The sequence below is a fragment of the Vibrio sp. ECSMB14106 genome (assembly GCF_000972265.1).
Lineage (GTDB): Bacteria > Pseudomonadota > Gammaproteobacteria > Enterobacterales > Vibrionaceae > Vibrio > Vibrio kanaloae.
In genome coordinates this window covers 21,343-32,840 of sequence record NZ_LAUM01000007.1, presented here as the reverse complement: position 1 = coordinate 32,840, position 11,498 = coordinate 21,343, and the positions used below count along the sequence as shown (strand labels likewise).

Below are 11,498 nucleotides of genomic sequence, written 5' to 3'. Positions count from 1 at the left end.
GCTATGGTAGTGCACGTCTTCAGTTATCGAAAAATTGGCAAGGAATGTGGCCAGACTGCATGAGTAAAGTTATCCATCAATGGAAAAGTATTTCTCTTATCGAAGAGAACGTGACGCTCCCTACGAACGTCGTGGTAAAACACACCACAATCAGTCACCCTGGCGCGGCCGTTATTCTTCCAATCACTTCGTCTGGAAAGATTATCCTCATTAATCAGTTTCGCCCTTCCCTTAAAAAATGGCTTCTAGAGTTACCTGCAGGCACCATGGAAAATGATGAGACACCTCTTCAATGTGCTCAACGCGAACTGGAAGAAGAAACCGGTTACAGTGCAACTTCCTTTCAAGGCTTGGGGCAAGTTACGCCTTTGGCTGGCTTCTGTGATGAGATACAACATCTATTCGTCGCGAAAGACCTTAGCCTCACTACCCGCTTTGAATGTGACGAAGATGAAGTCATAGAAGTAATCGAGCTAAGCTTACAAGAACTGCACGACAAAATACGACACGATCAAATCACTGATGCCAAAACTATCGCTTGTTTAAGTAAAGCCCAACTATGTGGTTATCTATAGCCAATTATATGACTACCTAAAGTACTCTAGGAGAGAAAACATGGACTTTCGTTCTGATACCGTAACTAAACCTTCACAAGCTATGCGTGATGCAATGGCAAACGCAGAAGTGGGTGATGATGTTTATGGCGACGACCCAACCGTAAACGAATTAGAACTGTGGGCTGCGAATGAAACCGGCTTTGAAACGGCCATGTTCACCTCTTCAGGTACACAAGCCAACCTACTCGGGTTAATGGCACATTGTGAACGTGGTGACGAATACCTTTGTGGCCAACAAGCGCACAATTATAAATACGAAGCTGGCGGCGCTGCGGTACTTGGTTCTATTCAACCTCAACCAATCGAGAACAACCCAGACGGCACATTAGACTTTAAAAAGCTTGCTGCTGCGATTAAGCCCGACGACAGCCACTTTGCTCGTACCAAGCTTCTTAGTTTAGAAAACACTATCAATGGTAAAGTCCTCCCAATGTCTTATCTAGCGGAAGCACGTGAGTTCGTAAACCAACACGGACTTCAAATGCACCTAGATGGCGCGCGCGTCTATAACGCAGCCGTGGCATTAGACGTGCACATTAAAGAAATCGCACAACACTTCGATTCTATGACGATTTGCTTATCGAAAGGTTTAGGCGCTCCAATCGGTTCACTACTTCTTGGCAGCAAAGAATACATCGCCAAAGCACGTCGACTGCGCAAAATGGTCGGCGGTGGTATGCGCCAAGCAGGTATTCTTGCCGCTGCAGGTAAAATGGCGCTGACGGAGAACGTCACTCAACTTAAAGCTGACCACGACAATGCGAAAAATCTAGCGATTGGTTTAAACGAGCTCGAAGGCTTCTCGGTTAACCCTGATTTCATCCAAACTAACATTGTGTTTGCTAAATTAGATGAGTCAGTAGATATCAACCGCATCGCTCGCGAACTGGGCGAACAAGGCATTACGATGTCACCAGGGAACCCAGTGCGCTTTGTTACTCACCGTGACATTAGCGCAGAAGATATTGCTACTTTCCTAACAACATTAGAAAGCGCGCTTTAGCTCTTAACGAGACTAACCTCTATTGCAATTGAGACTTGAGCTTCCCCTATGGGAAGCTTTATTTTTGAACAAAATTATTAACCGATTCCACTGCCAAAATAGCCTTCGACACCTACTAGTTTTCTCATAAACACACTTGATTAACTGGAACAGAACGCGATCTCGTTTTGGCCTATGAGAATACCTTCTAATAATTATTCTAGCATTTAAACATTAAATTATTGTTTAAGTTGGAGTTACATTAATGGCTTACCAGCACTGTATTTTCACTAAAGGTAAATGACTTAGTAATAATAGATTCAAGTTTTTAATCACCACGCATACGGTAATTAAAACTAGAACACATCAATTCTAATAGATTCTTGTAAAGAACTAATTTCAATAAAGAAATAGTAGATAGTCGCTCTCCATTATTACAGTAACCCATCAAAAAACCCAAAACACCCGTGTAGACCATAGTCCTATTTTAATCAATTAAATAAAAAATCTCCGCCAATATTAGCATTGAGTAAAAACAACCTATCTAATTGAATATTAAATTATTCTCTAATAATTTCGCTTCTACCTCTCAGCTTAAAATCATACTAAAACTCATACTTCTCCTAAATAATAAACTTTTTTTACTACTTCACCATTTTTAAAAGCACTTATAGTTTTGGTTAAGCAACAAGTTACATTCAATCAGTGAGAGGTGAAATTATGGTTAGAGTATTTAGTAGCCTTCATAACTTCACCGTCTCCGTATTAATCTTTAGCCTATCGCTTTCATTCTATGCCAGTGCTAATAGCTTAACGTTAGGAATTAGCGGTCAGATCAAAGATCGATGCGAAATAAACTTTTTTTCTGGCAACATTATGAACTTTACGGAACACCGTAATGTGCAATCGTTGCCTTTTAATATGTATTGTAACCGTCCGTTGGGTATAACGATCAACTCAAAATATGGAGGCTTAAAATATCAACATCAAGGGGTTGATATTATTGAGAGTTACAATTTGTCATTACAAATAGACGAAATTCGTCTTTATGAAAGTAGGCACAGCAGTCAACTTATTTCACCAGTAATGATAGACAGTTCTGGTGTTATTCCGTTCTCTCAACATGGGAGTCTTAGGGTAGCACTCGAAAATAGCTTGCGTTTCGCAGGTTATTATCAAGACGTTATTGAGATCGAAGTTTACCCTTCGATTCATAGCGTAACAAAGTGAAAACTCTGCAATGTATCTGCAGAACAACATACGCTCAGCAGTATTCGAGCCAATCATTTAAGATAAAGGAATTTCTAATGAAAAAGCTAACACTCTACGCAGCAACAGTCACAGCTATTTTTGGCGCTCAAGTCCAAGCCGCTCCAGGCGATGTCCAATTAGTTGGATTTGTTTCACCTGTATGTGAGGTTACTGGTCTTTCAACGCAACTGATGGACTTTGGTAACGTATCTCAAATTCAAAGCCTTTCTGTTAGTGGTCTTAACATGAAGTGTAATGACGTCGATGGTGCAACTGTGACACTGACAAGTGCTGAAGGTGGTCTAGAGTCAGACGATAACGAAGACTACGCTCTTACCTACGATGCGACATTTAATCCTTCAGGCTTAGCTCCTTTCACGCTTAATGCGCCAGGGGGCCCAGGTCTAAATGACGTTTCAGTCAGTAAATCTTATGGCAGTTCTGGAGCATTAGCGATAGGTGTTGCCGCATCTATTGATATTGTGACGACAGAAACCTCCCCATGGGCAGGTGGCTACTCAGATACATTAACCGTAAATATCACCTCGAATTAGAGGTTAATAAGTCGGGGGCTATTATTTGGCCTCCGGCTTAATCTCAATCTCAATCTCAATCTCAACGACATAAGTTTAATTTGGAGCTCTTCACTATGTATAAATGGATCATGCATAAATGGATCGTTCTTTTCCTATTGTCATTCACTTGTCTGTCCGCTCATGCGTTCAAAGTCGAACCGATGTCTATGGAAATAACACCGCTTGGCAAAAGAGCTCAAATGACCATGAGGGTTGAAAACTCTTCAACCGAACCACTCACGGTTGAGTTGTCTCCGGTATATATGACAATGGACAAATATGGGAAAGAGACCACGACGCCTGCAGATGACGAGCTATTAGTGATACCGGTAACCGCAATAATAGAACCTGGGCGATCGCAATCCATTATGGTGCGCTATTTGGGCGATCCTTCCATCACAGAGTCTAAAGCGTATCGCATTGCTGTTAAGCAAGTAAAAGTTCAAAGAGCGAGCAGCAACCAAGGGCAAGTAAGTCTTTTGCTTCAGTTTAATACGCTTATCAACGTGCGACCTCAGAACACGGCTTCTCAGCTAGAAATTAAAAGCATCGAACAAAATGACAAAAAGAACAAATGGGTTCTTGAAGTACTTAACAGTGGTAATAGTTATGGTCGATTAACCAATACAACATGGAAGATATCTGATGGTAAAAATTCAACCTATTTAAAAGGCGTAGAAATCGCTAAACGTATTCCGGGTACTTTAGTCCTTCCCTACTCCACTCGCTTTTTCGAAATGCAGCCACTTAAAAATTATGACGTGAACACCCTATCGATTGAAATAGAGCAGGACCAATAACAATGAGACGTTATATCTTGGGTGGGCTCATTTATTACTTTCTGTGTGCACAAACGTTTGGCATAACACTGTTTCCAACCGTCATCGAGCTCAACACCGATCACAGGGCAACGTCGCAACTAGTTGTAACTAACAACTCTACACAAGCTCTCCCACTTGAAGCTAACGTTCGTCGTTTGAACTTCTCATCTGATGGTACGTTCGAGACATCTGATCTAGCGAGTGAAGAGATGTTTGTGTTTCCACCAGCCGCGATGTTAGCCCCCGGAGAACGTCAAGTGTTCCGTATACAATGGTTGGGAAACAGAACACTCGAAACCTCTCAGAGTTATTTTATTCGTTTCAGTACCGTAAATATTGGCCAGAACAACGCGAGAATAGATAAACCCATCGGTTTAGCAACCGGTATCAATTTACAAGTTCACTACAATGCGTTGTTGCACATTCACTCATCCTCGTTAGAACCTGACGTGAAATTGCACGTAGATGAACAAGGCAAACTAACACTTACTAATTCAGGGTCACGATTTACCTATACATCGTTACTTCATTTTGCGGGGCTCGAATCTCAGAGCCAAAAAGTACATGCGGCTTTAGGTGAGCAGTTTATTCCACCACGGTCCACTATTACTTTGCCCTCTTCTTTAAATTACTTACCAATGGGCACATACCATGGGCATGAAAACTGAAACCCATCACAAGATGTGGCAAGTTTTGTATGTCTTGGGATTAGTACTTTTTTATTGTGCCGCCTTAAGCCCTGCAGCTTGGGGCCGGGAAATGGTCTTGAATCCAACAGGGAGAGATATTCAACTTACCTCTTTGCTAAGGATAAGTGACACCATACTGGGGGAAGCGGACATTATCATTACCGCAAACAACGAGATCTTGTTACCAAAGGAAAGTACACTTTCTCTCCTTTCTTCCGTCGTAACTCAAGAAGGTATTGGGAAACTCAATGACACAACAGACGATGAAATGCTGTCCCAGCATCATTTTGAGAGCGTAGGATTAGGCCTTAGTTTCGATTTCTCTTCATTAGAATGCATCGTGACAGTGCCGCCTGAATTTAGCTTAACCCAGCAATTGTCTATGAACGGTGCAGATGATTTTTATAACTATGCCGAGCCAAGTTTACTTAGTGGATACGTTAACTTTGCCCTTTCGGCTAATGAGAGCCAATATGTCGATCAGAATTCGTCAAGGCAGGACCTCTATCGCAGTCAGTTTGACTCAGCACTTAACATTGGTTTTCTAAACTTTGAGTATGAATCTTATTTAGAAAACAGCTCATCACAAGATTCGCGATACGTAAGAGAAGGATCTCGTCTTAATATTGACTTTGCAGAACAAGGCACACGACTTGTACTCGGCGATATGTACAACAGTGGTCAATCTTTTCAGGACAGCACCGACATACTTGGTATTGGCTTAACTCGAGATTTCACACTCATTCCAACCAGAAATGCACGACCACGGGCCAATCAATCATTCACACTTCAAAGAGCTTCAAATGTCGATGTCTATATAGATGGGATTGCCGTCCAGCGATTAACGCTAGGCGCCGGTAGCTATAACCTTAGTGACATACCCTTGGCGCAAGGTAGCAATGATATTGTACTCGTCATCACCGACCGCTCCGGGAATGAAGAACGCATCGAGTTCTCTGTTGCGACCGGGAACGACTTGCTCAATAGCGGTGAGTTTGAATATAGCGTCATGTATGGAGCACCTTCTGAATTACAAAATGGACAACTAGAATACCTAACCAACGAGCGCATTTTCCATGGTTATGTCGATGTGGGTATTAATCCTTGGTTAACGTTAGGTACCAACTTCCAAACCCGTGAAGATCTTTACCAATATGGTGCTACCGCGTTATTCGCTTCTACATGGGGCGTCACTGAACTCAATGCTTCGCGTAGCGAACACCCTACATTTGGAACTGGCGACGCTTACAAATTTGCGTTCGATGCGGAATTTTCCAATACGAATACGCTGTCCCCACAACTGAGTGTGAGTTATGAATATCTGACCAACAATTTTGCTGGGGTCTCAGGGGTAGATGCTTCCGATATCGATATCAACTTAACCACCCATTATGTATCTACATTTAGCTCCATTTACCTTGGTCAGTCTTTACGTGCCGCCATGACCCTCAATTACAGATCAGGAATAGACAAAGAGAACGATTATTGGCTGATTAGCCCGAGTTTATCGGACGGACTGTTTGATACTCCCGCTACTTGGAGTGCACGCGTTAACTATCGGCATAATGAAAGCGAAGACGATGATATCAGCACTACTGTCACCATAAGCTGGCCTCTGAGTCGACAAACTCGTGTTGTCGGTCGTTACACCACAGAGCTCAATGAAGCCGCCTTAGATTACAGCTATCAAAATAACATTGGTAACACAGGGGGGGTGTCGGCGTTTGCGAGTGTTATTACTAACGAAGAAACGGATGCCGATATGGATGCTGGTATTAACTACACGGCCAACCGTTATGAATTAAACGCGACCCACGCTTCGCGGCTTGAAGATATTAGTGGTGAGACACGAAACCACAGTACTGATGTAACTATAAGTAGTGCCCTTGCTTTTGCAGGTTCATCTGTGACGCTCGGCAGACCAGTGCGCGAAGCATTTGCTATTGTTAGCAAGCACGAAAGCCTCGCAAAAAATGACGTGGCTGTCGACCCAACAAAAGATGGTGAGTACGCACGCGTTTACCTAAAAGGAGATGCAAGTGCTATGGTCCCAGACCTTGTTGCTTATAATGGCCAAGTAGTCAGTTACGAGGTCGATAACTTGCCGCCAGGATATGACTTAGGTGACGGCGCTTTTTGGATTAAGCCGGGTTATAAACGGGGCTTCCAACTCCAGATCGGCTCTGATGCCGTATTAACTGTTATTGGCAAGCTATTCGATCGTCAAAGTAACAACCCTGTTTCACTTGTCGCTGGTGTAGCACATTACCTTGGTGATGCAAAACAGTTGCCGATTGACTTCTTTACCAATCGTAACGGCATATTCGCAATCTCTGGATTAAAGCCCGGTAAGTACCAGTTGATACTCGACACTAAAGAGCAAGAATCAGTCATCATTACCCTAAGTGAACGCAGTGACAACTTGATAAGACTAGGAGATGTGTATGTCGAATAAACAAGTACTTTGGGGATCCTTGTTCCTCATCGCCATAAACCATGTACCTTCGGCATTGGCATGTGAAGCTAGTGCGTTGACTATTCAACCCGTCTCATCGAAATCACAATATGATGTTTTCAGCGCAGGCACATTCGCAACAATAAACACTTACCGTATAGATGCGAACATAATTGGCGAACCCTGCAACTTAAGCTTAATTTTGCAGCTTAACGATACAAGTCGCTCGTTAAAAGGGTCAAACCAAGACAAACTCAACTTTGAGTGGAGTGGACAGATCGGTATGCCAGTGGCTAATCAATGGCACTTATCATTAACCGACAGCCAACCTTCTGCAACGATACAAATGCGATTTCCGAGCAAACAATGGTTAGCATCAGGAACCTATCGGGGGTTATTGGAAGTCTCGCCGTCTTATACATCAAATAGTCAACAAATAGAAATTAGCCCTAGTTCCATCCCGGTATCGGTTAACGTTCCGCCTGCTGCTAAAATTCATTTTTATGGATTACCCCAACAACATTATGACCTTGATCTAGGGACATTATATTCAAACAAGATTATTCGCTCTGCACCTAATCTATGGGTTCAAAGTAATACAGCTTATACCATCGTATTCGAGTCATCTCATCAAGGGATGCTACGTCATGAATCTAATGAGACTAAATGGGATATTCCATACCAACTTTCCCTCGATAGCGACAGAATAAACCTTGAGCAACTGGATGCAAGAATTCAACGTCTTTCCGCTACGATTGGTCAACCTATTTCTTTGAATTTTCTCATTGGTGAAACAGAGAACAAACCAGGAGGACAATATGACGATATATTACAAATTTCTATTGAACCTCGACTTTCACAGCAACCATAATTGTGCAATTATGTAAAAATTAAGCCGTAGAGCTCAATTTTATAAAACACAACGTCATAAAATCAAAACATGATTTACCAGGCTCGGAATAAGTTATGCGTAGAAATAATTTAAAGCAGATGCTCCTAATAGGTGACAACGGTATTAACAACCAGTTTATTCATCGCGAAATAGAAAAATACAGTGACTTTTCTTTTAGCAGTAAATGTTTGGCAAGCATTGGACGCTCGAGTAACCATAAAACTTTCGATGTCGTCCTTATTAGCTACTTGCTATTGGAAAATATCGAACATATCAACATCATCTTATCAAAAATAGAATCCAATAAATGGGTAGTTTATGATGTACCCGCAGACATTACCGGACAGAGTATTACCGTAATACAGTTATTCAACTTGTTTGATATAAAGGGCATCATCTATCAGGATGCTCCTATTGATCACCTTAGCCGTTGTTTAAAAACAGTGTGTGACGACGATCTGTGGCTACCGAGAAAGTTAATGTCACATATTCTATCTAATAGACACGATTACACTTTCAAGTCGAAAGTAATACTATCTAGCCTTACGAAAAGAGAGGTTCAAATATTCAAACGCGTGATTAGAGGAGATTCAAATTTAGAAATTTCAAAAGAACTATTTATTTCAGAAAGTACGGTAAAGACACACGTATACAATATATATAAAAAAATAAATGTCAAAAATCGCAAAGAAGCGATAAGAAAAGCATATTTTATCAATAGTTTAGAAACTACTATACAACCAGAAATATAGCTGAAGTTATGGTCGGAAATATAAGAAAGGCCCACAATTATTTTGCTAATAGAACATATTAAAGTTTAAACCTTTGAAAAGATAAGCTTATATTAATAATCGCTCATAGTATCTCTGTCAAACTGATAAACACAATCTAAATCGTATCACCTGTGATTTAATTACATTTCACAAATCAAAACATCACTTCTGAAACCATTCTACTTACCTAGCAGAGCAAAAAGTACACTAATGTATGACTTACCAATCCTTCGCTTTACTATTACTGACTATTTTCCCCTAGCCTTCATCCTCTGGTTTTAACGATCCTGAACTGGGTAAAATGAAGTCATCAAGTTGCGTTTTCTGTCATAACCCCACGAGGGGGAAACAAGTAACATTGATTACCCAAACTTTCTGGTCAAGATTCAACTTACTTCTATCACACAATGAAAGCTCACCAAACCGAGGTCGACTAGGTACTAACGCTCAGATGATGCAAACACAACGGAGTAAACTCGACGCTCAAGACTTAAAAGATATTGCGGCTTTCTATACTTCACAACAGTAACGGATCTCACCTTCATTAGGTCAACCTAAGCTAAAACACATCACCAAGTCGCCTATACTTCAAGCAAATTCACTGAGCTAATTGAAGACCGGATAGATATACCTTTACACGTATCCTCCAACCCTTACAATGTGCAGCAAATATTTATCAAGGTTTATCTCTATGTCTATTCAATGGTTTCCGGGACACATGCATAAAGCCCGCAAAGAAATCGAAGAAGTTATCCCACAGGTTGATGTGATTATCGAAGTACTGGACGCTCGTATTCCGTTCAGTAGTGAAAACCCAATGATCTCTTCACTGCGCGGCGATAAGCCTTGTGTAAAAGTGTTGAACAAACGTGACCTTGCGGATCCTGAACTGACTCAGCGTTGGATTGAGCACTTCGAGAAAGAGCAAGGTGTTAAAGCGATTGCAATTACCACCAGCGTTAAAGAAGAAGTTAACCATGTTATGGAGTTAGTCCGTAAGCTAGCACCGCACCGTGAACAGATGGGTAAAAACATTCGCACGATGATCATGGGTATCCCTAACGTAGGTAAATCAACCATTATCAACTGCTTAGCTGGACGTACAATCGCGGTAACGGGTAACCAACCGGCAGTGACTCGTCGCCAACAACGCATTAACTTGCAAAACGGAGTGATCCTTTCAGATACTCCTGGAATCCTTTGGCCTAAAGTAGAAAACCCACACAGTGGTTTCCGCTTGGCAGCAACGGGGGCTGTTAAAGATACAGCAATGGAATACGATGAAGTTGCTTTTTATACGGTTGAATACTTAGCGAAACAGTACCCGAATCTACTTAAAGAACGCTACCAAATCGAAGAATTGCCAGAGTCTGACATCGAGTTGATGGAAGCGATTGGTCGTAAGCGTGGTGCACTTCGTGCAGGTGGTCATATCGACCTTCACAAATGTTCTGAAATTCTACTTCACGAACTGCGCAACGGTACTTTAGGTAAAGTCACTCTAGAGCTACCTGAAATGATCACTAAAGAGCTGGTCGAAGTTGAAGAAGCTGCTGCTCTAAAAGCCGAACAACAAATTAAGAAGAAAGAAGAACGTCGTAAGCGTTACTTGAAGAACAAACGTTAATCAACCTGCCTCTAACGTATTCACGCTCTATATTCGATAGAGCGTAAATGTCGTCTTTCAGGTCATCAATCTCAATTAGATACTGAAAAGTCTATAAAACTTGCCGTTTTCAATCACAAAAACGCAAGATAATCACTAAACGAGAAAGCCCCAAACCTAGCAGGTTTGGGGCTTTATCTAATCCAGTCACGCTTCATTTTAAGATCAGAGTTGCCTACGCAAAAGTCGCTTAAGAATAAACGACACTAGCAGTTTTCTGTTCAAGATCTTGTGGCGACTCCCAAGAAATCACTTTTTCATTCACTTGACTACCACAGGGTGCATTCCAAACTTGTTCCAGCTCTTCTTTACCACCAATCGCTTCATAGAATGCAATGGCTTGGTGGTTTTCAGACATCACTTCTAGGTAAAGTCCTGAATCCGAGTAATATTGCTTCAACCACTTAGATAGTTCAGACAGTAAACGCTTACCTATGCCCCGGCCACGATAATTATCGTCTACATGTAATGCATCAATGAACGTGCCACGTTCAAAGTTATGATTACCAAACGCGCAGACAAAACCAACCAGTAAACCGCCCTCTTCAAGCAATAAAACATGTTGGTTAAAAGGAGGGTTGATCAAACGAGTCTGCCAAATAACAGATCTGTCCTCTAAAACGTCACTTTCTAAGTAATCGTCAGCGAGAATGCCACGGTAATATAGCTTCCAGCTATCCGCATGTAATTGGGCGATTCGTTCATAATCTTTATATTCAGCTACCTTAATTTCCATTTATTAGCCCTTAGTACTTCCATTTATGACTTGCTACTACA

General features: G+C 41.6%; 11 protein-coding genes. 10 read left to right on the top strand and 1 reads right to left on the bottom strand.

Features of this window, described 5'->3' with window-relative positions; translation table 11 throughout:
• Positions 1-59: 59 nt before the first annotated feature.
• The 10 genes from WR49_RS06980 (at position 60) to ylqF (ending at position 10,682) form a co-directional block, all read left to right on the top strand.
• A complete protein-coding gene (locus WR49_RS06980; protein ID WP_017058211.1) occupies positions 60-575 on the top strand; it encodes an NUDIX hydrolase in 516 nt (171 codons plus the stop codon).
• Between the two features lie 40 nt (positions 576-615).
• Entirely contained in the window at positions 616-1,620 is a 1,005-nt protein-coding gene (gene ltaE / locus WR49_RS06975; RefSeq protein ID WP_046223528.1) for a low-specificity L-threonine aldolase, read from the top strand.
• Between the two features lie 684 nt (positions 1,621-2,304).
• Positions 2,305-2,829 carry a hypothetical protein gene (locus tag WR49_RS06970; protein WP_197078526.1) on the top strand — a complete coding sequence of 175 codons (525 nt, stop codon included), beginning with the start codon at positions 2,305-2,307 and terminating at the stop codon, positions 2,827-2,829.
• Positions 2,830-2,906: 77 nt separating this feature from the next.
• Complete coding sequence (locus WR49_RS06965; protein ID WP_046223527.1) at positions 2,907-3,404, top strand: hypothetical protein; 498 nt, start codon at positions 2,907-2,909, stop codon at positions 3,402-3,404.
• A 95-nt stretch (positions 3,405-3,499) separates the two neighbouring features.
• Complete coding sequence (locus WR49_RS06960; protein WP_017058207.1) at positions 3,500-4,225, top strand: molecular chaperone; 726 nt, start codon at positions 3,500-3,502, stop codon at positions 4,223-4,225.
• Between the two features lie 2 nt (positions 4,226-4,227).
• Positions 4,228-4,914, top strand: a complete 687-nt coding sequence (locus tag WR49_RS06955) for a fimbria/pilus periplasmic chaperone (RefSeq protein ID WP_017058206.1) — start codon at positions 4,228-4,230, stop codon at positions 4,912-4,914.
• Positions 4,915-5,005: 91 nt separating this feature from the next.
• Positions 5,006-7,390 (top strand): fimbria/pilus outer membrane usher protein, encoded by a 2,385-nt coding sequence (locus WR49_RS06950; protein ID WP_046223636.1) that lies wholly within the window; start codon positions 5,006-5,008, stop codon positions 7,388-7,390.
• On the top strand, positions 7,380-8,261 hold the full coding sequence (locus tag WR49_RS06945; RefSeq protein WP_046223526.1) for a hypothetical protein: 882 nt from the start codon (positions 7,380-7,382) through the stop codon (positions 8,259-8,261). The genes WR49_RS06950 and WR49_RS06945 overlap by 11 nt, the downstream gene beginning before the upstream one ends.
• Before the next feature lie 95 nt (positions 8,262-8,356).
• Positions 8,357-9,034, top strand: coding sequence for a helix-turn-helix domain-containing protein (locus WR49_RS06940; protein ID WP_046223525.1), 678 nt, complete (start codon positions 8,357-8,359; stop codon positions 9,032-9,034).
• A gap of 712 nt (positions 9,035-9,746) precedes the next feature.
• Positions 9,747-10,682, top strand: coding sequence for a ribosome biogenesis GTPase YlqF (gene ylqF, locus WR49_RS06935; protein ID WP_017058202.1), 936 nt, complete (start codon positions 9,747-9,749; stop codon positions 10,680-10,682).
• Positions 10,683-10,911: 229 nt separating this feature from the next.
• On the opposite strand, the gene WR49_RS06930 is transcribed toward ylqF, so the two are convergent.
• Positions 10,912-11,457 carry a GNAT family N-acetyltransferase gene (locus WR49_RS06930; RefSeq protein ID WP_017058201.1) on the bottom strand — a complete coding sequence of 182 codons (546 nt, stop codon included), beginning with the start codon at positions 11,455-11,457 and terminating at the stop codon, positions 10,912-10,914.
• Positions 11,458-11,498 lie beyond the last annotated feature (41 nt).